Below are 25,143 nucleotides of genomic sequence, written 5' to 3'. Positions count from 1 at the left end.
TCATAAGGAGGTTTTTTTGTATGAAAAAAATCCTTCACCTGTTTGAGGTGAAGGATTTCGTCCGCTAATGAGCGGGATTTGACTGGATGGTTGACGAATTGGACTGCCCGTTGATATTTGAAGATGAGTCTTGGTTTTTGTCCGTTTGACCGCTGTCAGGTTTATTTGAGCCGTCTGAACCGGAATCGGAATCATTATCAGAGCCGTTATCTTGCTGTCCATTGTTATCGGTCCCGTTACCGGGCTGATTCTGATTGTTGTTATCTGTTTGATCCTTATCGGATTGATCCTGATTTTTATCCGGGTCATCAGTTGGTGTTTGATCCGATCCGTCAGACGTATCTGTTTGATTGTCATCTGTGTTTGAATCATCGGTTTGCGTCTTGTCTTTGTCTTTATCTTCATCAGACTTCTGTTCATCGTCAGTCGCTTTATCTTTATCCGCATCGTCTTCTTCATCTTTCGGGACTTTGAAAGATGCTGATGCCGTATCGCTTTTTCCGTCATCGTTTTCCGCTGTCACCTGGAAGCTGTATGTGGAGCCTGGTGTGACATCTGAGACGACGGCTTCTTTTGCCGAACTGTTTTGAATGTCACTGTAGCTTCCGCCGTCAACGGATTGTTTGACATTGAATGTTGCATCACCGTCATAATTCCAGCTTAAGGTTAATGATTTTTTATCTTTGTCGTATTTCACTTGCAATCCTGTCGGTTTATCGGCTTTTTCTTTCGTGTACGTTTTAGAAACGGCAGTTGGCTGCGTTCCTTTCACGAAGTACTCCGTCACTTTTTTATCATCCGGCGTATTTGGTCCGGCTAAAGCGGCAGGATTTGAGCCTTTCTCAACTGTTTCTTTTACGACGCTGTCAGGCTGCTTAAAGCTTCCTTTACCGTCATCAACGTATGAGATCAGCTTTTGAAAAATCCGTTTTGCGACTTGCTGGTCTGCATAAGATAATGATTTTTTACCTGCTTTATTACCAGATTCTACACCAGTCCAAACCGCCGCAGTATATTGAGGGGTGTATCCGACAAACCATGAGTCTGGGACTCCGCCTTGTGCGATATTATATTTTTGAATATCACCTTTAGTAAAGTTGGTCGTACCCGTTTTACCGGCCACTTCCACGTTCGGTACTTGGGCCAGTTTACCTGTTCCTGATTCGACAGCTGATTTGAGCATATCTGTAACCATGAACGCCGTGTAGTCGCTCATAGCACTTTTCGGCTTTGGTGTTAAATCAAGCTTAGTGCCGTCATTAAATTCAATCGATGTGACCGCGTGCGGTTCATTGTACGTACCGTTATTTCCGAAAGCACTGTAGGCGCCCGCCATTGTCATTGGAGAAACCCCCGGATTATCAGCTCCAAAACCGCCGATCGAATAAGATTCCGTTACACTATCTTTGTTTAATCCCAATCCTAAGTCATTTGCGAAGTCGACGGCATTATCTTTCCCTGCTGCTTGGTATGCTTTTAAAGCAGGAATATTACGTGAGTCCGCGAGGGCCTCTCGCATTGATATCATATTTCTGTATTTATTGTCCCAATCATGTATCGGAGTGCCATCAGAGTACGTGTAAGCGGAATCGTCAATCTGCTCATACGTCGACCATTTTTTGTTTTCAATGACAGGCCCGTAATCAAGAATCGGTTTAATCGTCGAACCTGGCTGGCGTTGAGTATCTGTCGCGTAGTTAAACCCGCCTGCAGTTCTATTCCGTCCCGGTCCGATGGCGCGGATTTCCCCGTTTGTCGTATCAAGGAGCGTGACGCCTCCCTGCATGCCTTCCGAAAAGCCGACCGTGTCTCCGTTCATCAATTGATCTAGATAATCTTGTGCCTTCGTATCAAGAGTCGTGTAAATTTTCAGTCCGTCAGTTGAAATATTGACGTCTTTCTTTTCTTTTGTCTCAATTTCTTTCATAACTTCTTCGACAAAAGCGCTGTATTTATTTGTGTCCTTTTTATCGTATTCCTTTTGGCTGACGACGCCTTCATCTTTCATGGACACTTTCTTTGCTTTTTGGTAGTCAGAATTTGAAATGAATCCTTGTTTTTCCATTAAACTGAGAACAATGTTCCGGCGTTTTTCGGAAGCCTTCGGATTTTTAACCGGGTTATATCCGGTCGGGCTTTGCGGCATTCCGGCAAGCGTTGCCGCCTGTTCAACCGTAAGCTTGCTCAAGTCTTTTACGCCGAAGAATTCTTCAGCCGCTTTACCGACGCCGTAGGCGCGCGGTGAGAAATAAATTCTGTTTAAATACATTTCTAAGATTTCATCTTTAGAATAATGGCGCTCCAGCTGCAGTGAAAGCCACACTTCCTGTGCTTTCCGTTTAATCGTTTTCTGATGGGTCAAAAGCGAGTTTTTCACAACCTGCTGGGTGATTGTGCTTCCTCCCTCTGAACCGAATCCATCCGTAAAGTTGGCGACCAAGGCGCCTCCGATCCGGATCGGGTCTATACCGTGGTGCTTATAAAAACGGGCGTCTTCAGTTGCGATAAATGCTTCTTTCACAACATCGGGTATATCCTTAATCGGGACGTAGGTTCGTTTTTCACCGCCCACTTCCGCGATTTCTTTGCCGTTTTTATCGTAAATCGTTGAAGAGTAAGGCGTTTTCAGCTTGGCTTCGTCCAAAGACGGCGCGCCGGAAACCAAAACGGCAAATGCCGCCGCTCCGCCGACTATGCCAAGGACAAACAGAATAACCAAGGACAGCACAATCTTTTTGAATAAACCGCCTTTACGCTGTTTCTTGCCTTTTTTCGGTGAAGAGGGCTTAGTGCTTTTCGTCTGCCTTGCCTTACGGCGTTCTTCACGGCTCGTAAATTGATCTGACATAACATCTCAACCTTTCGTTTATCAACCTTTCGCTCAGTCTACTGTTCCTGCGAAAAATAAAGCTGTTCAATAATACTAATATAATCAATTCTCGGTGAGTATCCAAGGGAAATCGGAAAGGAAGCATCTTCTAATTCGTCTTTGCGAATTGATTTTCTGCCATTGTTCTCCTTTCTCTCCCAAAAGACAAACAGCTTGTCGGCTTCGAGGAAATAAACCTTTCCGAAAGCGGATATAATAACAAAACAAATGCCGTCTTGTCTGACCACCTGCTTCATATGCTCAATTTGATGATCATGAAAATTCTGCAGGGGAAATGCCGTTTTGTTTTTTGTTTCTTTTGCCTCAAAATCAATGTAGCGCCCTTTATAAATGCCGTTGTAGTCAGTTGTGGAAGACTGTTTAAAATAAGCTTCCTTAATGACTGCGGCGCTTCTTTTCGGATAGTGGACGTTTACAATCTGGACGGGTGTCGGCTTTTTGTGAATGACAGCAATTTGGTTAGCCAGATAATACTTATTCGTTTCATTCAGGTCGTCTTCGAGGGTCATGCCGCGATTACTGTATGAATGAGACCGTTTCTGGCTGTTTTGGGATGAAACCGTTTTGTTCGGCTGAAAAGTTTTTCCATTCGGGTACCGAATCACTTTTTCCATCCTCCTTATCAAACTAATAGTGACGGAAGTGAATGAACGTGCATAAACGACAGACCGTAACCGCCATTCTTCGCCTGATCGAAAAAGAGACGAAAATAAAAAATGCCGATAATATTTCCCGGACGAATGCCTATAAAGCATATTATGACCGCCATCCTGAGATCAAGTGGCCGCTTTTGGCATCGTTTGTGTCCCGCAATGCGGGCTGGTCGATGACTGATTTAAGAGGCGTCCTTTATCAGGAGGGCCTTGACAGCAGTCAGAAAAACTGGTTTTTCCTTTCGTATGAAAGGGCGAATTGGCTGATTTTTTCTGATGCCTATCCTCAGCTTCTGGTCTACCAGTGGTCAAAACAAATCGGCGAACCTCTTTTCCGTCATCTTCCTTATTTCCGCGTCTCGGCTTTTATGCAGGAAGAATGGTTCCGCTTTTGGCGTGACGGAGATACGGAACGGCTCATGTATGCTCTTATTATAAATGAACAAAACACTATCCAAGCACCTATTATACAAAATCCTTCGTTTAAAAAGAATGTTTTTGGCACGATTCCTTTTTATTTAAGTGATTGGTTTCACTTTAATACGGTGATATTCCCTTCATTTGACGGACATTTATACGGAATTTCCGTCAAACGGTTTTCAAAAACCGAAGAGAGAATTACGCTCGGAAAACAGCTGGCCCGCCTACTGTTCAGCCCTGATCTTCACGCTTCTTTTTACCGTTTTCTTGATACCGTTCCTCATACCGGTTCACGCTTTGATATGGAGAAAATGATCGGCATCAAAAAAAGAACATCACCGATGCTGAGGACAACCTATCCCATTGTTGCCCACCCATTAGACGGCGAAAGGGCGGATTGGTTTCAAAAAAGGTTAAGAAAAGGGGCTTTCTTACAGGAGAAAATGCCGAAACAGCTTGAACTGACGGACTGGTACTTCCAGAAAAGACGGGAGCTCCATGCGCTCTTCGCGGTTAAAGAGTGGCTGAAGAAATGAAAAAGCCCGAAACCGTTCGCTGGGGTTTCGGGCTGCTGATGTGTTACGTGGAAGGGCGGTTTGGGCCGCCTAATTTTTTATCAAGCGTATCAGTCGTTTTTGCTTCGGTTTTTTGCTGTTTACCTGCATTTTTCGGTCTCGTTTTCATACGGCACCTCCTCAACTGTATCGTTTGCATTAACGTGCCGGTTCATACAAAGTTTGCGGCACTTTTTTGTCGAAAGGCACGCCTTTTAGGATAATCTCTGTTTGTTTGCCGAACTGCTTCTAGTTTTGTCATGTGCAAAGGAGAGCGGTATGAAAACGAGAATTATATTCTAAAGAAACGCAAGTGATAAAAGGGAGGAACATGAATGTCTGTTTACACGAGCAAGGCTGATATTCTCCGTCTGCTTTCTGATATCGAATTCCGGATTTCTGCTGCTGAAAAGACGCTTACCCAAGCAGTCAGATCCTGTCAGGCGGAAGCTGAAGAAATCAGACAGGAGAAACTTTTCCGCCTTGAGGAAGAGGCGCGGGAGCTTCATGTTTGTATTGATGACCTGTTTTTGACTGACCGACGTAAAAAGGATTTGCCGAGAGCCTGCCGGATCAGCTGATTTTATGCAAAAACTTTGGTACCATATGTACTGAGGTGAGTCCGTTTGCAGACACAGTCGTTATTGGAGCTGACAGAACAAATGATAGAGGCGGTTCTGGAAGCCGAAAAAAGGTATCAGGATGGAAAAGAGTCAGGCCGTTCATATGATTTTTTTGAGATTATTAAACCCGATGTTGAAAAAAGAGACCGGCTTTGCGCGCTTTGGACAGAAGCAGCGCTTGCGTTTATTCAGGAAAACCGTCCGAAATATGTTCATCACGCACAAATTCAGGCCGTTACAGAAAATTTCGGAGAGCTGATGCTCCAATCATATGTTCATCATATTCATAAAAAAAGATACAGGGATTTAACTGAATCTGTTTTATATACGCTTCGTATATTAAGGGATGAAATTGAAAAAGAAGGCAGCTGAAAACGGCTGCCTTCTTTTATATAAAGGGGTCGGGTATGTTATTCATACGCCGGGTTTTCTGCTCCACTTGCTTCGAGAACCTTCATACTGTTTCGAAATTCGGTTGCGGTGAGATGGCCTTGAATATAGAGGAATTTTGCAAAGTCCATCAGTTTATCTGCACAATCTGTTTCATATTTTTTCACTTCAGCAAAACGCTTTCTTAAGTATGATACGTTCATAATGGTGCATCCCCTCTCATGTATGTTGAGATTATGGTAACATAACGATTCGACTTTTTTCTGTTTTTAAAAAATTAAGACTTTCGACAGCATTTGACAAAGATCAGAATCACCGAAAGCACATAACCAAGGCGGAATTCATACATATATAGCAGAAACTTAGTGAGAGACAAGGGGGAATGTCATATGCAATGGAGAGCAGAGCCATATCAAAATATGTACCAGCAGCCGGCGGGATATTTCTACCCGCAGCAGATACAGCCATTACAGCAGCCGTATCCGCAGCAGATACAGCCATTGCAGCAGCCGCCATATCATCAGCAAGGGCAGTACCCGCAGCAATTTTATCCGAATCAGGAATACGGTCATATGCAGCCGCCGTTTGCTCCCTCTCCTCCTCAGGCAGGCATGCCCGGGGGGCAGCCGGGGTTTGTGAATCCTTACCCCGTTCCCAGACCGAATCAGCAGCAGTCTTCCCAATTCTCAGGCATACTCTCCCAGTTTAAAAAAACGAACGGACAGTTTGACTTTAATAAAATGATAGATACAACGGGGCAGATGGTAAGCGCCGTAAATCAGGTCGGATCGCTGGTGAAAGGCTTCACCAGTATCTTCAAATAAAAAGCATGAATGATATCCATCATTCATGCTTATTTTTTAGGGAAAAAGAGGGTAAGCGTCTGTTCATTCCAGGATGTTTCCATATCTTCTTCACTCACCTTATACGGGAGGACAACGGTTCTTGTCATGCTTGAAGACACATGGGATGAATGAGCCTGTTTATGATCGTAGCGGATTGTAACGTGAAGGTAGCACCCCTTCGTTTCCACCAGCATATCACCGTCACGGAATGTCTCGGGAACGCTGATATCAACCGCGAGGCCCGTCGGCTCTTCTCTGACGTCAATCGTCACTTGCGCTTCAGTAAAAGCCGAATTGACAAGGTGCTGAAAACCCTGCATCAATTCTGCGAAGGGACCTGAGTGAAAAAATTGGTCCATCGCATGGCTGATGATGTCCTCATTTCTTTGCGGTTCAAGTTTATCGTTTTGTGATTGATCCATATGACCACCGCCTTTTTACAAACAGACTATGCGATGTTATGCCGTATGGTTAAGAATTGAAGGAAAAAAGAAAGTATGGTTAAATAGTGGAGAATAAACTGGTAACGGATTCACATTTAGGAAGGGGAGCACAACACATTGCTGAAAAAATTATTCGGATTGGGAGACAGCCGGAAAAAGCCGGCCGAGGAAGTGATTTTTTCTCCGGCTGACGGAGCGGTGATGGATTTGGCTTCAGTGCCGGATCCCGTATTTTCACAAAAAATGATGGGGGACGGGATCGCCGTCGAGCCTGCAAACGGAGACATTGTTTCACCGGTTGAGGGAGAAGTGATTCAGCTGTTCCATACAAAACATGCTGTCGGCATCCGCACCCTTTCCGGAGCGGAACTTTTGATACATGTCGGTTTGGATACCGTCAATATGAACGGCGAAGGCTTTGAAGCGCATGTAAAAGAAGGAGACAAAGTGAAAACAGGCGATCTGCTTTTAACGTGCCGGCTGGATTTAATAAAAGAAAAAGCAAGCAGCACCGTCATCCCTATGGTGATTATGAATGGCGATGCCGCAGAACCTTTGCAATTTGCAGGCGCAAATGAAGCGAAAAAAGGACAAACAGAGCTTTTTACGATAAAAATGAAGTAGGCAGGGGCTGATTCCCTGCTTTTTTTCTTGTGCAGGATTTTCATCTAGCCAGGCAAACAAATATTCGGTAAACTGTACCTCATAAAGAGGTGTGAACGATGAAGAAAAAATCACTGAGCGAACTGATTCAGGAATTAAAAAATCATGAAAATATTGTGCATTGGCATGAAGAGGAACCGCGGGAGGCGAAAACCATGCCGATGCCGGAGCAAGTAGATCCGAACATTCGGGCGGCTCTCGAAAAGAGGGGGATCGAGCGGCTCTTTACACATCAATACTCCGCTTTTCAGACGGTTCAAAACGGAGAAAGCATTGTGGCTGTCACACCGACGGCCTCCGGAAAAACACTGTGCTATAATCTTCCGGTTCTTCAGTCTATCGCGGAAGATGCCTCAAGCCGCGCGCTTTATTTATTTCCGACAAAGGCGCTCGCGCAGGATCAAAAAAGCGAGCTGAACGAAATCATAGACGAGACGGGCATGGACATTAAAAGCTTCACCTATGACGGAGATACGTCTCCGGCCATCAGGCAGAAAGTCAGAAAAGCCGGGCATATTGTGATCACAAATCCCGATATGCTTCATTCAGCTATTCTTCCCCACCATACAAAATGGGTGAGTCTGTTTGAAAACCTGAAATATATCGTCATTGATGAATTACATACGTACCGCGGCGTATTCGGCAGCCATGTGGCGAACGTCATCCGCCGTTTAATGAGAATCTGCGCTTTTTACGGAAGTACGCCGTCATTTATCTGTACATCCGCCACAATCGCCAATCCGAGGGAATTGGCGGAGCAGCTGACGGGAAAATCAGTGCGCCTGATTGACGATAACGGCGCCCCGGCCGGAAGAAAGCACTTTGCTTTTTACAATCCTCCGATTGTAAATAAACCGCTGCATATTCGAAAAAGCGCCACCGTGGAAGTGAACGAACTTGCCAAAACTTTTTTAAAAAATAAGATCCAGACGATTGTTTTTGCCAGAAGCCGTGTCCGGGTTGAAATTATTTTAAGCCACATTCAGGAGATCGTAAAAAAAGAAATCGGGTCGAAGTCTGTCAGAGGCTATCGCGGCGGATATCTTCCGAAAGAAAGAAGAGAAATAGAGCGGGGGTTAAGAGACGGAAGCATTCTCGGCGTTGTCAGCACAAACGCGCTGGAGCTCGGCGTTGATATCGGCCAGCTTCAGGTCTGCGTGATGACGGGGTACCCGGGCAGTGTCGCGAGCGCATGGCAGCAGGCGGGCCGGGCCGGGCGGCGGCAGGGAGAGGCGCTTATCGTGATGGTGGCGAACTCTGATCCGATTGACCAATATATTGTCCGCCATCCTGATTATTTCTTTAAACGCTCGCCTGAATCTGCAAGGATTAATCCTGATAATCTCATTATATTGGTCGATCACCTGAAATGCGCCGCGTATGAGCTGCCTTTCAGAGCCGATGAAACATTCGGAGAAAATGATGCAAGAGACATTCTCGAGTATTTAGAAGAAGAAGGGGTGCTTCACGAAAACCGCGAACGCTATCACTGGGCAAGCGAATCTTTTCCCGCCTCCAACATCAGTCTCCGTTCGGCGTCACAGGAAAACGTGGTCATCGTTGACCGGTCAGAGACGGCTGATGTAAAAATCATCGGAGAAATGGACCGCTTCAGCGCGATGACGCTTCTTCATGATGAAGCGATTTATCTTCATGAAGGGGTGCAGTACCAGGTTGAAAAGCTTGATTGGGACCATAAAAAAGCGTACGTGCGAAAGGTCGATGTCGAATATTATACAGATGCCAATTTAGCGGTGCAGCTGAAAGTGCTGGACATTGACAGAACGGACAGCAGAAAGAAAACAGCCTTACATTTCGGCGATGTAACCGTGAACGCACTTCCGACAATATTTAAAAAAATTAAAATGACGACATTTGAAAATATAGGATCAGGGCCGATTCATCTTCCAGAAGAAGAACTGCATACCAGTGCTGCCTGGCTTGAATTGAAAGAGACGGATTCGGAGATCGGCGAAAAAACGCTTGAACAGCTGCTTTTAGGCATTGCCCACGTCCTGCAGCATATCGTGCCTGTATACGTCATGTGCGACCGAAATGACGTGCATGTCGTGCCGCAAATCAAAGCCGCACATACCGGACTTCCGACAATCTTTCTGTATGATCATTATCCGGGCGGAATCGGACTTGCCGATGAAGTATATAAGCGATTTGATGAAATCAATGAAGGGGCTGAGCGCCTGATCAGACAATGTCCATGTCAAGACGGATGTCCTTCCTGCATCGGCTCCGAAATAGAAGGAATAGATGCAAAGAAAGCGATACTCCGGCTCTTGAATTACGTGTAAAAGAAAAGGGGGACGAAAGATGTCCTTGAAAAATAAATTAAAGCGGATGAAAAACCACCTGAATGTGCCGGAAGCTGAAAAAAAGCCGGCAGCTTCACAACTTTCGGTCCCGGATATTCAAGTCCCATTTAGAGAAGAATGGGAGGCATTCGGAGTGAAGCCTTTCTTTTTTGAGGATGAATACTGTCTTATCCGCGAAACCGTCTATCCGCTTTCGCACCGCCACGGACGGTACAGCTTCAGTGAGCTTGATGACGTCATGGCATTATGGAATAAAGGCGGTTTGACACATACTTTATCAGCAGAAGGATACGAAAAAAGCCAGCTGTTCTTCTTTGATACTGAAACGACCGGCCTCGGCGGCGGGGCCGGCAATATGATCTTTTTGCTCGGTCATGCAAGAGTGTATGAAGACCGTGTCGCGGTTAAACAGCATCTGCTTCCTAAACCGGGAAACGAGACGGCTCTTTACAAAAGCTTTTTAAGTGAGGTTGACATTACGTCTCTTGTTACGTATAACGGAAAAGCCTTTGACTGGCCGCAGGTAAAAACTAGGCATACATTGCTCCGGGACAGGCTTCCGAAACTTCCTGACTTCGGTCACTTTGATCTTCTGCACGGGGCGAGACGGCTTTGGAAACATAAATTAGAGCGTGTATCGCTTTCGGCGGTTGAAAATGAAGAGCTTGCTTTTAAAAGGGACGAAGACACCCCTGGTTATTTGGCGCCGATGCTGTATTTTCAATTTTTAAAGGCGGAGGATCCGGCTCTTTTAAAGGGAGTGCTCTCGCATAATGAACAAGATGTGCTTTCCCTCATCGCTCTTTACATCCATATGTCAAAAAAGATTTTTGCATCTTCTGATCAGACGTCAGAACGTCAGGAAGCATACGCCATGGCGAAATGGTTTATCGCTCATAAAGAAACCGATCGGGCTGTTTCACAGCTGGAAGCGCTGCAAGGCAAAGCCTTTGAAGATTCAGATCGGGCCCTTTTTGACTTAGCAATGCTTTATAAAAAACAAAACCGCAGGCAAGACGCCGTGCCCCTTTGGGAGAAACTGACGGGCTCTGATCTTCACATATGCAGACACCAATCAGCGGTAGAGCTGGCGATCTATTTTGAGCATCACGCAAAAGATTACAAAAAAGCTCTGCAGGCCGCGCAGCAGGCGGCAGAAGACGGGGAAATTTCGGAAAAAGAAGCTGAGAAGCTCCATGTGAGAATTGCCCGGCTTAAGAGGAAATATTCCTCTTGAAATATTGCCCGGGAAAGCGCAAAAGCCGAGCTGTTTCGCCAAAAATATTTTTTTCTGAATCCGCATCGATTTTGTTGTAGAATGGTGCCGCATCTTGTAAAATAGCGTTAGTTATTTATAGGGGAGAGTTGGTATGTATAAAGGTGTTTTTTACTTGTTCTTTGTCGTGGTTTTTTTGATTGCGTTTGTATTTTCGAATTTTAAAGACAGCTTGCTGACGCACTTTTAAATTGGGTGATTGAATTAGAACATGCACCCTCTTTTCTTCATAACCTAACAGTGTAATAAAAGTTAATGGAGAGGGGATTTAGCATGTTTCATCATCATTGTTGCAGACCAAACGTGATGCCGCCGATTGTCCATCCGACTCATTGCTGTGAACACCATTGTTTTTCTAACACAGTTGTGCCGCATATTCATCCGCAACATACAACTAACGTAAATCACCACAACTTTGAGCACGTTCATTACTATCCGCACACTTTTTCAAATGTTGACCCGACAACTCACCAGCATTTTCAGTGCGGAAGCCCTTGCTGCGATCATTAGTATTGAACGCTTAAGCAAGATCGGTTAGGATATCAGCAAATCAAAATGGGGCCCGATGGGGAGCCCCATTTTTTAAGCAGGTGATCAATTGAAAGTATTAGCCGTAACAGGATACAAGCCGTTTGAACTCGGAATTTTTAAACAGGATGACCAGGCCCTTGTTTATATAAAAAAGGCGATAGAAACCAGACTCAGAAGCTTTATTGACGAAGGCTTGGAATGGATTCTCATATCCGGACAGCTGGGGACTGAGCTTTGGGCGGCAGAAACGGCGTACGATCTCAGAGAAGAGTATCCGGAATTAAAGGTTGCCGTTATCACGCCTTTCTACGGCCAGGAGGAAAAGTGGAAGGAACCGAATAAAGAAATGTATGAAGCGGTGCTTGCTCAGGCAGATTATGAGGAGAGCCTGACGCATCGGCCGTACGAAAGTCCGCTCCAATTCCGGCAGAAAAACGCGTTCTTTATTGAAAAGTCAGATGCGCTTTTGCTTTTATATGATCCTGAAATGGAAGGATCGCCGAAATATATGCTGCAGCAGGCAGAAAAACGCCGTGAAACAGACGGATATCCAATTTATTCGATCACGATGGATGATCTCCGTGCCGCCGTTGAAGAAGAAGATTTCTTTACATAACACGTCAGAGAATATTTGACAACGGGACGTGTTTCTGAATAAAATATAACATGATGATTCACGATATGAGGTGAAAAAGATGCTTGCTGATAAAGTAAAGCTTTCTGCGAAAGACATTTTGGAAAAAGAATTTAAAACAGGCGTTAGAGGTTACAGACAAGAAGACGTTGACAAATTTTTAGATATGATTATTAAGGATTATGAAACCTTTCATCAAGAAATTGAAGAATTGCAGCAAGAAAATCTGCAGCTGAAAAAACAGCTTGAAGAAGCAAGCAAAAAACAGCCGGTGCAGTCCAATACGACCAACTTTGACATTCTGAAAAGGCTGTCCAACCTTGAGAAACATGTATTCGGCAGCAAACTTTATGACGAATAGGGCAGATGCACTTGTCAAATGAGACAAGTTGCTTTATAATGAACAAGTGTTCTTAACGTTCGGGTAATCGCTGCAGATCTTTGAATCTGTAGAGGAAAGTCCATGCTCGCACGGTGCTGAGATGCCCGTAGTGTTCGTGCCTAGCGAAGAAATAAGCTAGGGCAGCCTTGATAGGCTGACGGCAGGAAAAAAGCCTACGTCTCCGGATATGGCTGAGTATCCTTGAAAGTGCCACAGTGACGAAGTCTCATCAGAAATGGTGAGAGTGGAACGCGGTAAACCCCTCGAGCGAGAAACCCAAATTTTGGTAGGGGAACCTTCTTGAAGGAATTGAACAGATAGAAGGACAGAATGCTTTCTGTAGATAGATGATTGCCGCCTGAGTACGAGGTGATGAGCCGATTGCAGTACGACGGAACAAAACATGGCTTACAGAACGTTAAACATTATTGATATGACAAATTAGAGCTCTCCTTTAAAGGGGAGCTTTTATCTTGAATGAAACGAAAGCTTAAAAGAGACAGGGTGATACGATGAAGAAGTACACACTAATAGCGACGGCGCCGATGGGAATCGAAGCGATCGTCGCCAAAGAAGTGCGTGATTTAGGTTATGAATGCAAAGTAGACAACGGAAAAGTCATTTTTGAAGGAGATGCGCTTGCGATCTGCCGCGCTAACTTATGGCTGCGGACGGCTGACCGCATTAAAGTACAGGTCGCCGAGTTTCAGGCGAAAACGTTTGATGAGCTGTTTGAAAAAACAAAAGCGATTGACTGGCGCGCGTACATTCCGGAAAACGCAAAGTTCCCCGTTATCGGAAAGTCCGTGAAATCAGTGCTTGCCAGTGTGCCTGACTGCCAGCGGATCGTCAAAAAGGCGATAGCGGAAAAGCTGAAACTGCAATCAGGAAAACAAAATGAATGGATTGAAGAAACGGGCCCCGAGTATAAGGTGGAGATTTCCCTTTTAAAAGATAAAGCCGTGCTTACACTGGATTCATCAGGAACAGGCCTTCACAAACGGGGATACAGGGTTGATCAGGGAGGAGCTCCGATTAAAGAGACGCTCGCTGCCGCGTTAATTCAGTTAACCAACTGGACGCCTGACCGTCCGTTCGTCGATCCGTTCTGCGGTTCCGGCACGATCGCCATTGAAGCCGCTTTAATCGGACAAAACATTGCTCCCGGTTTTAACCGTGATTTTGTTTCAGAAGACTGGGAATGGATCGGAAAAGAACTGTGGGACAAGGCGCGTCTTGAAGTGGAAGAAAAGGCGAACTATGATCAGCCGCTGCAGATCTTTGCCAGTGACGTAGATCACCGGATGGTAAACATCGCCAAAGAAAACGCAGAAGAAGCGGGACTTGGTGACCTGATCGAATGCAAGCAAATGCGGGTGCAGGATTTTACGACGAAGCTCGAATACGGCGTAATCGTCGGAAACCCTCCGTACGGCGAACGGCTCGGCGAAAAAAGGGAAGTCGAGCAGATGTATAAAGAAATGGGCCGGGCATTTGAATCTCTTGATACATGGTCTGTCTACATGTTAACGTCAAATGAACAATTTGAAGAGGTCTACGGAAGAAAAGCAACCAAAAAACGGAAGCTCTTTAACGGTTTTATCAAAACGGATTATTATCAGTACTGGGCTAAAAAGAAAAAAACAATTTCAAAAATATAGTACCTTTTATAGTGGATTTTTGTGGTAATATTGATTTTGAAAATAGGCTATGAATAGATTTTCAAGTTGGAGCCGAAAAACAGGGACTTAAGTTCCTGTTTTTCGGCTATTTAGTATAAATATCTTTGGAGTATATTGGGGAATAAAGTTTTTATGAACGATTTATTATACATACGTAAATTTCTCTTAATAAATGCAAATTCTTAACGAATTCGCCTTTTATATTAAGTAGCCATAGATTAATAATTTTATAAAATTTACCTACTAGTCTTGATATATATATTATATCGATTTATAATATTTTATGTAAAAATATGAAGGAGTTGGAATTAATGAAGAAAACTTCGAAAATCTTGATGGGTGCTTCTGCATTACTGATAGCAGGCTCTACATTTATTTGCAGTCCTAAAGCAGAAGCAGCAATGAGTTCATGGCAAACAGTTCAAGGAATTAAAGGTTGTGAAGCTAGGGTTTGGACTGATGCAACAACATATACAAGAAAAGCTACTTCTATTGATGTATATGCTCAAACAAACGGAAAATGTGGGACATTGAACTATCGAATGGGTGTTACCACCTTAGATGGGGAATACAACATCGGAAATTTTTCCCATAAGGGTTCATTCTCGAATAAAACACCTGTTAAAAAGTTTTATTTCAGTAAACTACTAAAACCTACATTTAAAGAGAGATGGCAGGTTAATGTTGAGTTATACAAAGGCGGGAAAATGAAAGACGCAGTTCAATCCAAAACTATTTATGTAGAGAAAAGAAAATAGTCAGAAAAATTTTTCTGTAGATATAATTTTAACAGGCTGTCGATATTCGACAGCCTGTAAGCATCTTTACGTTTTATTCTGCCATTACCAGCGGTGCGCTTTTGCGTTGCTCCGTAAAATAATGTTGGTCTGGGACATTTCGGTGTGGCCGTTCACTTGCGATTTAGAGCGTTTCGGCCGCGTCCAATTGTGATGAAACAATTCAGAATGCTGATCTAATCGATCTTTATAACTCATGTAACCATCACTCCCGGATAGAATAATTTTGTGCAGATGGATATTCGATCGAATATCTGTTGTAGTTTGTGCAGGTCAGGTGCGGATCATTCAGAATGGCATGTATAGAAAGTGAAGCATCGGCATAGAATGATGATTATTTCTATTTGAGAGGTGATCTATTTTATGCTGAACAGCGAGCACTTCAGTAAAATACAAAAGGCGTTAGACGCAACTGCTTTCCGGCTGGAGGAAGCCGGAGCGGAGTTCGGTCCTTCCGCCATGACACACGCACAGGAAGAACTTGAAAATGCGGTAAAACATACACATTCAACAGACCATCCGTTCCTATGTACACATATCATTAACCGGAAATGATAATGGCAAAAACTTGGCGAGGCCAAGTTTTTTTGTTGTATTGAAAAGGGTTAAATGATATTATAGATGGTCTGAATGCCGAATAGTTAGGGGTTGGAGTTGGGTGACAACATCACGTTTGCCTTTTGCTTTAACAAAAGAAAAGAATTTTTACGAAGAATTGAACAATTGGATTGGTGACGTGTTTTACGATATCCTTCCCGAGAAAGGCTTTGACCTTCGGGATGAGCAGGTATTTATGGCGTTTCAGCTTGAACGGGCATTTAAAGAGAAAAAAGTCATGTTCGCTGAGGCAGGAGTCGGTACGGGGAAAACGCTGGTGTATCTGCTGTTTGCCATCAGCTATGCCAGATATACGGGTAAACCGGCCATTATCGCATGCGCCGATGAAACGTTAATTGAACAGCTTGTCAAAAAAGAAGGCGACATTTCCAAGCTGACAGAACATTTGGATCTGCAGATTGATACACGGCTGTCCAAATCCCATGAGCAGTATCTGTGTCTGAAAAAGCTTGAGAAAACGATGCAGCGTTCTGATGATGAAAAGTGGCTGGATCTTTATGAGTCGCTGCCTTCATTCGTACACGAATCACAAGCGATGCAGCGCTTTTATCCGTACGGTGACCGCAAACAGTACGCTGATTTGACGAATGAAGAGTGGGCAGGCGTCAGCTATGATTCCTTCCAAGATTGTTTAACTTGTGATATGAGACATAGATGCGGTTTAACACTTTCGAGAGATCATTACAGAAAATCAACGGATCTGATTGTTTGCTCCCATGATTTCTACATGGAGCATGTATGGACGGAAGAATCACGCAAAAGGGAAGGACAGCTGCCGCTTTTGCCTGATCACAGCGCCGTCGTGTTTGATGAAGGACATCTGCTGGAATTCGCCGCGCAAAAAGCGTTAACGTATCGCGTGAAGCAGTCGACGCTTGAGCTGTTTTTAGAGCGTCTGCTTCAAAATGATATCAGAGAGGAATTCGCCGAACTGATTGAAGATGCCCTTGCCGCAAACGATGAGTTTTTCTATGTGCTGTCAGAGGAATCGAAGGAAATCGCAGGCTCTCACCGATTGGACATCCAAAACGATCAGCGTGTTAAGCGTGCGGCTGACGAACTGTGCCGTCTGCTCGATAAAATCGGCGAGGCGCTCGTATTTGAATCGGAAATGTATACGATCGATAAGTACGAGCTGTCAGTTGTAGAAGAATACGTCGAACAAATGGCATATTCGCTGTCGCTGTATCAAAAGGATGCCATCAGCTGGCTTGAAACGAGGGATACAGACTCAACGTTTGTTGTTATGCCGAGAACTGTAGCCGAAGTTTTGGGAGAAAAGGTCTTTTCTAAAAAGATTCCTTATATCTTCTCATCGGCCACTCTTTCTGAGGGCGGTTCATTTGATTATATCGCTGACAGCCTCGGAATCCGTGATCCTTTATCATTCACCGTTGAATCTCCGTACGATTACGAGGAGCAAATGTCTGTTGCGCTTCACGGTGACATGACGTCTGAGCAGAAAACAGCCGAAACGATTGAAACCATTAAGAAGAATGAAGGACGCACCCTCGTTCTTTTCCCTTCCTTTGAAGACATGAAGGAATTTAAAGAACAGGCTGCCGCGTGGGAGCTGCCGTATCCGATATACTACGAAGGTGACGAAGAGATCTCCAGTCTGGTCGAAAAATTCCAGCGGGATGAAGAATCCGTGCTTTGTTCCGTCCACTTATGGGAAGGTCTTGACATTCCCGGTGACTCGCTCCGGAATGTGACCATTTGGGCGTTGCCGTATCCGCCTCATGATCCCGTGTTTACCGCAAAGCGGAACGGAGCGAAAAAAGATCCGTTTGAGGAAGTTGATCTTCCGTACATGCTCTTGAGAGTCCGGCAGGGAATCGGCCGCCTCATCCGTTCTAATCAGGACAGCGGAACCATATCCATTTATGCGGGCGGAGAAAGTGAACGGGTCTTGGCCGAAGTCAAAAAGATCTTGCCTGTTACACCGAAAATCGTATAAAAACAAAAGCTGCAGGATTCTTATCCTGCGGCTTTTTTAAATCCGGGAAGTTGACTTTATCACGGCATTCCATTAGCCTGTAATTGATAGTGAAAAGGGAGGGGAACGGATATGGATTTACATACATATGAAAAAGAGTTTTTTGATCTGTTAAAAAGAGTATCCCACTATGTCGAAGCCATTGCACTTATGCATTGGGACTTAAGAACGGGAGCCCCAAAAAAAGGCTCTGATGACCGGGCGGAAAGCATCGGACAGCTGTCGGCTGACGTTTTTCAAATCCAGACATCCGACCGGATGAAAGAGCTGATCGACATCCTTCTCGCGCATGCAGAAGAGCTGCCTGAAGATACAGTGAAAGCGGCGGAACTTGCGAAAAAAGATTATGATCATAATAAAAAAATTCCTGAAGATGAGTATAAAGAATATGTCATTTTAACATCGAAAGCTGAAACGGCTTGGGAGGATGCAAAGGCTGCCTCTGATTTTTCTATGTTTGCTCCGTACCTTGAGAAGCTGATTGATTTTAATAAGCGGTTTATTTCGTATTGGGGCTATGAAGATCATCCATACAACGCATTGCTCGATATTTTCGAACCGGGTGTTACGGTAAAGGTGCTGGATCAGCTGTTTTCTGAATTGAAGGAAGCGATTATTCCGCTTATCAAAAAAGTGACGGAATCCGGCAATAAACCGGACACTTCCTTTATAACGAAAACGTTTTCGAAAGAACAACAAAGAGCCCTCTCCTTGTATTTCTTAAAAGAGTTCGGGTATGATTTTGACGGCGGCCGCCTGGACGAGACGGTGCATCCGTTTGCGACGACAATCAACCGGGGCGATGTGCGGGTAACGACCAGATATGACGAAAACGATTTCCGCACGGCGATTTTCGGAACGATTCATGAATGCGGGCATGCGATCTACGAGCAGAATATTGACGAAGCGTTGAGCGGAACGAACTTATCTGACGGTGCATCCATGGGAATTCATGAATCCCAATCGTTATTTTATGAAAACTTTATCGCCAGAAATCAACATTTCTGGACCGCCTATTATGAAAAAATGGTTGAGGCTTCACCTGATCAATTTCAAGATGTGAAAAGAGAGGACTTTGTACGCGCCGTAAATGAGGCGAAACCAACCTTTATCCGAATTGAAGCCGATGAGCTGACATATCCGCTTCACATTATTATCCGTTATGAAATTGAAAAAGCGATTTTCAGCAATGAAGTGACAGTGGAAGAACTGCCTGCATTGTGGAATCAAAAATATCATGATTATTTAGGCATTACGCCGCCATCTGACGCAAAAGGCATTTTGCAGGACGTACATTGGGCGGGCGGCGATTTCGGCTATTTCCCTTCCTATGCGCTCGGATATATGTATGCGGCACAGCTGAAGCATACCATGCTTGACGATCTGCCTGAATTTGACCAATTAATAGAACGGGGCGATTTTGAGCCGATTAAACAATGGCTGACAGAAAAGGTTCATCAGCACGGAAGACGCAAAATGCCGCTTGACATCATAAAAGATGCAACGGGAGAAGAGCTGAACGTTCAATATCTCATTGAGTATCTCGTCGGCAAATATTCAAATTTATATTTATAAACGAAACGCCCGGCATACACCGGGCGTTTTTCTAAAAATTCTAAAAACACGAATAATCGAAACCGATTCTTTGTAAAAGTTCGGAAATATTCAAATTTCACTATGCAAAAGAAGTGTATCTTGTTATAATTTGATTAATATCATACGAACACTCATATAATCGCGTGGATATGGCACGCAAGTTTCTACCGGTCACCGTAAATGTCCGACTATGAGTGAGCAATGGAACGGCTTTATTCGGCCGTTACGTGTAGATCATTCGGCATTGCTTGCTCTTTTTTTGGAGAGCGGGCGATGCTTTTTTTATTTTTTATAAGCGGGGGTAATCATTGTGGAAGCGTTAAAACGAAAAATAGCAGAAGACGGAATCGTTCTTTCTGATCAAGTGCTGAAAGTGGATTCTTTTTTAAACCATCAAATTGATCCGGTTCTCATGCAGCAGATCGGCCGGGAATTTGCGCGCCGTTTTGAAAAAGACGAGATAACCAAAATCGTCACAATTGAATCTTCCGGCATTGCCCCTGCGGTGATGGCCGGCCTTGAACTCGGCGTTCCCGTCATCTTTGCGAGAAAAAGGAAGTCTCTCACATTAACGGATGATCTGCTGACGGCATCCGTCTATTCTTTCACGAAAAAAACAGAAAGTCAGATTGCAATCTCCGGAAATCATCTGTCGAAAGATGACCGCGTGTTAATCATTGACGACTTTTTAGCGAACGGACAGGCGGCAGAAGGACTTTTATCCATCGTAAAACAAGCAGGTGCAGCGGTTTGCGGGATCGGAATCGTCATTGAAAAGTCATTTCAGCCGGGAAGAGATGAGCTGGTGAAAAAAGGATGCCGGGTCGAATCACTGGCGAGAATCCAATCGCTTGAAGACGGAAAAGTGACATTTGTACAGGAGGTCCGTTCATGAAAAACGGCTATGCCAAAACACTTTCCCTCGGTATCCAGCACGTGCTTGCCATGTATGCCGGCGCCGTCGTCGTTCCCTTAATTGTAGGAGCGGCATTGGGACTGAACGCAGAACAGCTGACATATCTCGTATCAATTGACATTTTTATGTGCGGGGCGGCTACGCTGCTTCAAGTATGGAGGAATAAATGTTTCGGCATCGGCTTGCCCGTTGTGCTCGGCTGTACGTTCACCGCGGTAGCGCCGATTATTTCCATCGGTAAGGAGTACGGGATTTCAGCCATTTACGGAAGCATTTTGGCATCGGGTCTGCTTGTCATTCTGCTGTCGTTTTTCTTCGGCAAGCTCGTATCCTTTTTCCCGCCTGTCGTAACCGGATCTGTCGTGACGATTATCGGGATGACCTTAATGCCGGTCGCGATGAATCATATTGCCGGCGGGGAAGGCAGCAAGGATTTCGGTGATCCGGCTAACCTTGCCCTCGGATTTACGGTGCTCGTCATCATCGTGCTGCTTTATCGGTTTACAAAAGGATTTTTGAAATCCATTTCGATTTTAATCGGCATTGTCATCGGGACGGCCATCGCATATTTTATGGGAAAAGTGCAATTTGACAATGTGGCGAATGCTGACGCAATTCAAATGATTAAACCGTTTTACTTCGGGACGCCGACATTTCATGCGGCACCGATTATTACGATGTCCATCGTTGCCATTGTCAGCCTTGTTGAGTCAACCGGCGTCTATTTCGCTCTCGGTGACCTGACAAACCGGCGCCTGTCTGAACGTGATTTAGCAAAAGGCTACCGCGCGGAAGGCCTGGCGGTATTCATCAGCGGCATTTTTAATGCTTTTCCGTACACGGCTTATTCCCAAAACGTCGGCCTCGTGCAGCTGACAGGAATTAAGAAAAACGCGGTTATCGGTGTCACGGGCGCACTTTTAATGCTCTTCGGCCTTTTTCCGAAAATCGCAGCCTTCACGACCATCATCCCGTCTTCCGTACTGGGAGGCGCGATGGTGGCCATGTTCGGCATGGTCATCTCCTACGGCATTAAAATGCTCAGTCAAATTGACTTTAAAAAGCAGGAAAACCTTCTGATTGTCGCGTGTTCGGTCGGATTGGGACTCGGTGTAACCGTCGTTCCCGATATGTTTAAGCACCTGCCGTCTTACTTAAATCTGCTGACCACAAACGGAATCGTCGCCGGAAGCTTTACCGCCGTGCTTTTGAACATTATTTATAATATGATTCCTAAAACGAAAAAAACCCTTGATGTAACAAGGGTTCAAGAGGGTTAGTTATCCGTTTTCTTTAAAATAACATCTTATTTTATCCAGATCGAGGATGCTTCCGAAAGTTGCTGAACTTTTTGTGAGGCATCCTCTTTTTTTATTAGTTTCATTGTTTGAAAAGAAACAAATTGAGTGATGAGGCATCCGCCTTATTTCGCCGAAAAACCGTCCCGGACTATATGTACGTGAACGAGTATCTTGTGCACGGATCCTTACAAATGAGAGTGAAAAGAAGGGAAAGCCCCTTCTTTTAATTAATCCATCCTTCAAAAGTTGCGCGATAGAACCCTTCGATTATCTCTACTTTCTTAAGGTAATATGTAACACCATTCTTAACAGTTGTATTTGGGATATCCCATCTATGAAGGTAATCCATTGTAAAAGAATCTTTGGTCGCTTGTGTCGAAATTTTTGTTTGAGTTGAGTCGATATTTGTATTACCAGGGCTAGATGCAAAAGCAGGGGCAGCGGAAACGAGTAAAGCGAGAGACAAGGCAGAACCAGTTAAAACTTTTTTTAATTTCATTTTTAACACTCCTTTGTTTTTTTAATACAATTGTATTATTACATACAATACAAAAATAACCAAGGGTTTTTTTGTTAATATTTTGTGAGCGAATTTAGTTAGGGGAGTGGATGGCGATAGGAGCGATGCTTTCATTCACTGTTGCGGCTTATTTCAGAATATTGATAAGTTTATAGAGAAAAAGAGTTGAATATTGCTGGCTTCTGGTGAGCTGCAGCCTTTTAGTCAGTGTTTGCTTTAGCTATTCCAGCGCTTTTCCAACGGGGAAGGTGCGATATGAAATTTAACACTGAAACAATTGTACAAAAGTAAAATCTTTATTTAAAATGTTATAAATACGAATTTTCAATATAGGAGGTTATCTGATGGCAGAAAAGAAAAAAGCTTTAATCATTGTGGATGTACAAAAAGCCTTTGATGATAAAAAGTGGGGAGAACGAAATAACGTAAAGGCGGAAGAAAATATCAGCAAAATACTGAAATTATGGAGAGAAAAAGGATGGACAGTCATATACATACAACATACTTCTGATAAACCTGGTTCTTTATTTTATCCAAAAAATGAGGGGGTTGCTATAAAGGAAATCGTTAAACCTATGGAAAAAGAAGTCATTATAACCAAAAAAGTAAACAGCAGCTTTATTGGGACTAATCTAGAAGAGCTTTTAAAAGCAAATGATATAACAACTGTCGTAATCACTGGCTTGACTACGCCGCACTGTGTTTCAACAACCACAAGGATGAGCGGTAATTTAGGATTTGATACATATCTGATTTCAGATGCAACAGCAGCCTTCGGAATGAGAGACCAAAATGATACATATTATGATGCAGAGACTATTCACAATATATCTCTGGCTACGTTGCATGATGAATTTGCCACAATATTAACGACTGATCAATTAATCAACGATTTTATAAAAACAAACTGATTAACATTATGGCTAAGGCCGGCGATGGGTATAGGCGGCTGAAAAGCATATTCAGGCGCATACAAGGGCCTCGTCGGAAAATACGGGGTTGCCGACTCTTTTCATCGTCGCAATATCGAGTGAAAAAAGGCATCTGCTTCAGATGCTTTTTTTGTTTCTTGTAAACCGGTTTCGGTAAAAAATGATTGGCGGTTAACGGTCTGATTTCGGCTTCGGTTTTGAATAACAAAAGGTTTTACTAATCAGCGAATTATTCAAGATTTTTTGGCTTGTGCTGAGTCTGGTGTTTTTTGATTTCCTCGAATATATTGGCTTGATCATCTTTTTGAGGCTGAGGCTCTTTGTTAAGACATTTTGGATCGATCACATTTTTAAGATCTTTGATGGTTAAAGGCTTACAATCATCTTTTAATTCGTAGCCTAATTGTCCATTAGCTTCTAAAGTGGCATATTTAATTGTGTTTATATTTGAAATGCCAAGAAGCCTTAAACGCATTTCGAGTTGATCTGCTGTCAGCCTCAGCTTCTTTAAGTTTTCTATATTGAGTTGGCCGTCTTCTATAACGAATTTAGATTTTCCGGTTAAAAAAGATTCAATCCAGTTTACTTTTACTTGAAACCACTCCATTAAAATCAAAGCGCTAAAAAGGATAGACGCAGCGATTAATGTTTTCAATAAACTGGTTTCTAAAATGGGGTGAACGATAATCGTACCGATTGAAATCATGACCATTGTCTGTGCAATGGTCATTTGTGCAATGGATTTTCTCCCTGAAATTCTCAGTAAAATCATTCCGAATGCAATTATAATTAATTCTTCCCAAGCAAATCTCATGTTATCACCCTGGATTGTGTTTTATCAAAAATAAAAGAGCAAGTAAGAGGTTTTATGTGTACTTGCTCACGAAAAATTATTGCCCTTACATTTAATTTTATTCATTTTAGGTGTTTTCCTAACTGGAGAAACTATTCTGCGAGGGTGAATTCATTTCGGAATCTCCAATACAAGAGGCGGCGGTGAATATTGGTGGCTGAAAAGCAAACCAAGGAGTATAAGGAGTGCGTAAGGCAGAAATAGAAGAACCTTGCCAAGAAATACGAGTTGTCAATTAACACAATTAAGTCATAGGAAAAGCGGCATGGTTGGGAACAAAAAAGGATGCATACTGAGACATTCTGCTAAAATGCATTGAGGAACAACGGTCTGCTGCTGAGACAGAGCTTGACATACGGTTGCTTGGGATCGCCGCACAACGCTCTTCGTTGATCATGGTTTTTAGGAGGTTAGTAGGGAAAACAACTATGAAAAAAGGGATGAGAGAAAAATCTCTTATCCCTTAGATAATCTTAAAACCAACCTTGGTATTCACCAGTCCATGTACCATCACTGTTCTGCTTGGCATCTTTTAAATAGTATTTAACTCCAGCAAATACTGTTACATTAAGAAGTTCTCCACGTGTATTAGCATTGATATATATAGTTTTTAACACTGCCTGAGGAGCTGCAGTTTTATGACTCCCGCCATCTGCAGCCGGGCTTGCTGCAAAAGCAGGAGCAGCAGAAACAAGTAAAGCAAGCGATAGAGCTGAACCGGTTAAAACTTTTTTAAATTTCATTTAAAACACTCCCTTTTTTATTTGATACAACTGTATTATATAACTGTATGTAAAATTTGTCCATATAAACTTATGTTAACTTTTTGTGAATATAAGAAAGTATTTTCCCCCATGAGTTTTATTAACTCGTACCATCTTATTTTATGACTCCAGAGTAAGGCATCATCATATGACGTCAAAACTGTTGTATGATACTAGGGAAATCATTTTTAGTCGAAATGAGGAGTTGCATGACATTTACGGAACGGGCGGTAGCCATTATCAAACAGATTCCTGAAGGAAAAGTGATGACGTATGGTCAAATTGCCGATCTTGCGGGAAGTCCGCGGGGAGCGAGGCAGGTTGTGAGGATTCTTCACTCCATGAGTAAAAAGCATCGTCTTCCTTGGCACAGGGTCATCAATGCAAAGGGCGAAATCGGATTGAGAGACGAAGAGATGTTTTCTGTACAGAAGCTGTCTCTTGAAGCTGAGGGGGTAGCGGTCACGTCAGACGGACGGATCGATCTCAATTTATACGTCCATGATCCGAATATGTGAAAAACCTGCCATATAC

Annotated in this window: 28 protein-coding genes, 1 other RNA gene, 1 pseudogene and 1 riboswitch; of the genes and pseudogenes, 21 read left to right on the top strand and 9 right to left on the bottom strand. The window is 43.6% G+C overall.

What is annotated here, in order from left to right; all coding sequences use genetic code 11:
- Positions 1-64 precede the first annotated feature (64 nt).
- Together ACKTRM_RS10440 and recU are read right to left on the bottom strand one after the other, a co-directional pair.
- Entirely contained in the window at positions 65-2,848 is a 2,784-nt protein-coding gene (locus ACKTRM_RS10440; protein WP_023356988.1) for a PBP1A family penicillin-binding protein, read from the bottom strand.
- A 38-nt stretch (positions 2,849-2,886) separates the two neighbouring features.
- Positions 2,887-3,495 carry a Holliday junction resolvase RecU gene (gene recU / locus ACKTRM_RS10435; RefSeq protein ID WP_012117837.1) on the bottom strand — a complete coding sequence of 203 codons (609 nt, stop codon included), beginning with the start codon at positions 3,493-3,495 and terminating at the stop codon, positions 2,887-2,889.
- Positions 3,496-3,536: 41 nt separating this feature from the next.
- Between recU and ACKTRM_RS10430 the strand changes: the two genes are divergently transcribed.
- The gene (locus ACKTRM_RS10430) at positions 3,537-4,499 is read left to right on the top strand and encodes a DUF2515 domain-containing protein (protein ID WP_014305287.1); all 963 of its coding nucleotides are present in this window, start codon (positions 3,537-3,539) and stop codon (positions 4,497-4,499) included.
- A 43-nt stretch (positions 4,500-4,542) separates the two neighbouring features.
- On the opposite strand, the gene sspM is transcribed toward ACKTRM_RS10430, so the two are convergent.
- Positions 4,543-4,647 (bottom strand): acid-soluble spore protein SspM, encoded by a 105-nt coding sequence (sspM, locus tag ACKTRM_RS10425; protein ID WP_003153525.1) that lies wholly within the window; start codon positions 4,645-4,647, stop codon positions 4,543-4,545.
- 205 nt (positions 4,648-4,852) lie between these two features.
- Here sspM and ACKTRM_RS10420 point away from each other — a divergent pair, with 205 nt between their 5' ends.
- Both ACKTRM_RS10420 and ACKTRM_RS10415 read left to right on the top strand, forming a co-directional pair.
- Positions 4,853-5,098 (top strand): DUF5446 family protein, encoded by a 246-nt coding sequence (locus tag ACKTRM_RS10420; protein WP_440898455.1) that lies wholly within the window; start codon positions 4,853-4,855, stop codon positions 5,096-5,098.
- Positions 5,099-5,143: 45 nt separating this feature from the next.
- The gene (locus ACKTRM_RS10415; RefSeq protein WP_007409492.1) at positions 5,144-5,512 is read left to right on the top strand and encodes a YppE family protein; all 369 of its coding nucleotides are present in this window, start codon (positions 5,144-5,146) and stop codon (positions 5,510-5,512) included.
- 38 nt (positions 5,513-5,550) lie between these two features.
- Here the strand turns inward: ACKTRM_RS10415 and ACKTRM_RS10410 are convergent, their stop codons facing one another.
- On the bottom strand, positions 5,551-5,733 hold the full coding sequence (locus ACKTRM_RS10410; RefSeq protein ID WP_003153532.1) for a YppF family protein: 183 nt from the start codon (positions 5,731-5,733) through the stop codon (positions 5,551-5,553).
- A gap of 186 nt (positions 5,734-5,919) precedes the next feature.
- Here ACKTRM_RS10410 and ACKTRM_RS10405 point away from each other — a divergent pair, with 186 nt between their 5' ends.
- Entirely contained in the window at positions 5,920-6,354 is a 435-nt protein-coding gene (locus ACKTRM_RS10405) for a YppG family protein (protein ID WP_012117835.1), read from the top strand.
- A gap of 29 nt (positions 6,355-6,383) precedes the next feature.
- Here the strand turns inward: ACKTRM_RS10405 and ACKTRM_RS10400 are convergent, their stop codons facing one another.
- Entirely contained in the window at positions 6,384-6,797 is a 414-nt protein-coding gene (locus tag ACKTRM_RS10400) for an Hsp20/alpha crystallin family protein (RefSeq protein WP_012117834.1), read from the bottom strand.
- 138 nt (positions 6,798-6,935) lie between these two features.
- On the opposite strand from ACKTRM_RS10400, the gene ACKTRM_RS10395 reads away from it, so the two are divergent.
- The 10 genes and pseudogenes from ACKTRM_RS10395 to ACKTRM_RS10350 all read left to right on the top strand — a co-directional run bounded on the left by ACKTRM_RS10395 (position 6,936) and on the right by ACKTRM_RS10350 (position 15,071).
- Positions 6,936-7,442 carry a PTS sugar transporter subunit IIA gene (locus ACKTRM_RS10395; RefSeq protein ID WP_012117833.1) on the top strand — a complete coding sequence of 169 codons (507 nt, stop codon included), beginning with the start codon at positions 6,936-6,938 and terminating at the stop codon, positions 7,440-7,442.
- A gap of 98 nt (positions 7,443-7,540) precedes the next feature.
- Entirely contained in the window at positions 7,541-9,787 is a 2,247-nt protein-coding gene (locus tag ACKTRM_RS10390; protein WP_012117832.1) for a DEAD/DEAH box helicase, read from the top strand.
- A 19-nt stretch (positions 9,788-9,806) separates the two neighbouring features.
- Positions 9,807-11,045, top strand: a complete 1,239-nt coding sequence (locus tag ACKTRM_RS10385; RefSeq protein WP_012117831.1) for a ribonuclease H-like domain-containing protein — start codon at positions 9,807-9,809, stop codon at positions 11,043-11,045.
- A gap of 121 nt (positions 11,046-11,166) precedes the next feature.
- Positions 11,167-11,274, top strand: a pseudogene (locus ACKTRM_RS10380) (hypothetical protein); the annotation flags it as partial.
- A gap of 83 nt (positions 11,275-11,357) precedes the next feature.
- Complete coding sequence (cotD, locus tag ACKTRM_RS10375) at positions 11,358-11,594, top strand: spore coat protein CotD (protein WP_003153539.1); 237 nt, start codon at positions 11,358-11,360, stop codon at positions 11,592-11,594.
- 88 nt (positions 11,595-11,682) lie between these two features.
- Positions 11,683-12,231, top strand: coding sequence for a DUF1273 domain-containing protein (locus ACKTRM_RS10370; protein ID WP_012117830.1), 549 nt, complete (start codon positions 11,683-11,685; stop codon positions 12,229-12,231).
- Between the two features lie 79 nt (positions 12,232-12,310).
- The gene (gene gpsB / locus ACKTRM_RS10365) at positions 12,311-12,610 is read left to right on the top strand and encodes a cell division regulator GpsB (RefSeq protein ID WP_003153541.1); all 300 of its coding nucleotides are present in this window, start codon (positions 12,311-12,313) and stop codon (positions 12,608-12,610) included.
- A gap of 55 nt (positions 12,611-12,665) precedes the next feature.
- Positions 12,666-13,047, top strand: an RNA gene (rnpB, locus tag ACKTRM_RS10360) — RNase P RNA component class B.
- Between the two features lie 96 nt (positions 13,048-13,143).
- Entirely contained in the window at positions 13,144-14,292 is a 1,149-nt protein-coding gene (locus ACKTRM_RS10355; RefSeq protein WP_012117829.1) for a THUMP domain-containing class I SAM-dependent RNA methyltransferase, read from the top strand.
- Between the two features lie 332 nt (positions 14,293-14,624).
- Positions 14,625-15,071 (top strand): hypothetical protein, encoded by a 447-nt coding sequence (locus ACKTRM_RS10350; protein ID WP_041482202.1) that lies wholly within the window; start codon positions 14,625-14,627, stop codon positions 15,069-15,071.
- A gap of 84 nt (positions 15,072-15,155) precedes the next feature.
- Here ACKTRM_RS10350 and ACKTRM_RS10345 read toward each other — a convergent pair whose 3' ends face one another.
- Positions 15,156-15,308: a YpzG family protein gene (locus ACKTRM_RS10345; RefSeq protein ID WP_003153548.1), complete on the bottom strand. Its 153-nt coding sequence runs from the start codon at positions 15,306-15,308 to the stop codon at positions 15,156-15,158.
- A 165-nt stretch (positions 15,309-15,473) separates the two neighbouring features.
- On the opposite strand from ACKTRM_RS10345, the gene ACKTRM_RS10340 reads away from it, so the two are divergent.
- From ACKTRM_RS10340 to pbuX, 5 genes are all read left to right on the top strand, one after another.
- Positions 15,474-15,665 (top strand): hypothetical protein, encoded by a 192-nt coding sequence (locus ACKTRM_RS10340; RefSeq protein WP_003153550.1) that lies wholly within the window; start codon positions 15,474-15,476, stop codon positions 15,663-15,665.
- Positions 15,666-15,768: 103 nt separating this feature from the next.
- Positions 15,769-17,688 (top strand): ATP-dependent DNA helicase, encoded by a 1,920-nt coding sequence (locus tag ACKTRM_RS10335; protein ID WP_012117827.1) that lies wholly within the window; start codon positions 15,769-15,771, stop codon positions 17,686-17,688.
- 111 nt (positions 17,689-17,799) lie between these two features.
- Entirely contained in the window at positions 17,800-19,302 is a 1,503-nt protein-coding gene (locus tag ACKTRM_RS10330; protein WP_012117826.1) for a carboxypeptidase M32, read from the top strand.
- A gap of 132 nt (positions 19,303-19,434) precedes the next feature.
- Positions 19,435-19,534: riboswitch (purine riboswitch) on the top strand.
- 99 nt (positions 19,535-19,633) lie between these two features.
- Positions 19,634-20,218, top strand: coding sequence for a xanthine phosphoribosyltransferase (gene xpt, locus ACKTRM_RS10325; RefSeq protein ID WP_012117825.1), 585 nt, complete (start codon positions 19,634-19,636; stop codon positions 20,216-20,218).
- Positions 20,215-21,519, top strand: coding sequence for a xanthine permease PbuX (gene pbuX / locus ACKTRM_RS10320; RefSeq protein WP_012117824.1), 1,305 nt, complete (start codon positions 20,215-20,217; stop codon positions 21,517-21,519). The genes xpt and pbuX overlap by 4 nt, the downstream gene beginning before the upstream one ends.
- 244 nt (positions 21,520-21,763) lie before the next feature.
- Here the strand turns inward: pbuX and ACKTRM_RS10315 are convergent, their stop codons facing one another.
- Positions 21,764-22,039 (bottom strand): hypothetical protein, encoded by a 276-nt coding sequence (locus tag ACKTRM_RS10315; protein WP_007612144.1) that lies wholly within the window; start codon positions 22,037-22,039, stop codon positions 21,764-21,766.
- 365 nt (positions 22,040-22,404) lie between these two features.
- Between ACKTRM_RS10315 and ACKTRM_RS10310 the strand changes: the two genes are divergently transcribed.
- Positions 22,405-22,971: a cysteine hydrolase family protein gene (locus ACKTRM_RS10310; protein WP_012117823.1), complete on the top strand. Its 567-nt coding sequence runs from the start codon at positions 22,405-22,407 to the stop codon at positions 22,969-22,971.
- A gap of 250 nt (positions 22,972-23,221) precedes the next feature.
- On the opposite strand, the gene ACKTRM_RS10305 is transcribed toward ACKTRM_RS10310, so the two are convergent.
- Complete coding sequence (locus ACKTRM_RS10305) at positions 23,222-23,806, bottom strand: DUF421 domain-containing protein (RefSeq protein WP_012117822.1); 585 nt, start codon at positions 23,804-23,806, stop codon at positions 23,222-23,224.
- A 512-nt stretch (positions 23,807-24,318) separates the two neighbouring features.
- A complete protein-coding gene (locus ACKTRM_RS10300) occupies positions 24,319-24,588 on the bottom strand; it encodes a hypothetical protein (RefSeq protein ID WP_015240073.1) in 270 nt (89 codons plus the stop codon).
- A gap of 230 nt (positions 24,589-24,818) precedes the next feature.
- Between ACKTRM_RS10300 and ACKTRM_RS10295 the strand changes: the two genes are divergently transcribed.
- Positions 24,819-25,127, top strand: coding sequence for an MGMT family protein (locus tag ACKTRM_RS10295; RefSeq protein WP_007612133.1), 309 nt, complete (start codon positions 24,819-24,821; stop codon positions 25,125-25,127).
- Positions 25,128-25,143 lie beyond the last annotated feature (16 nt).

The sequence above is a fragment of the Bacillus sp. D7-8 genome, assembly GCF_052055895.1.
Classification (GTDB): domain Bacteria; phylum Bacillota; class Bacilli; order Bacillales; family Bacillaceae; genus Bacillus; species Bacillus velezensis.
Note: the sequence above shows the minus strand (reverse complement) of the source record. Positions and strands in the feature narration are given on the sequence as shown.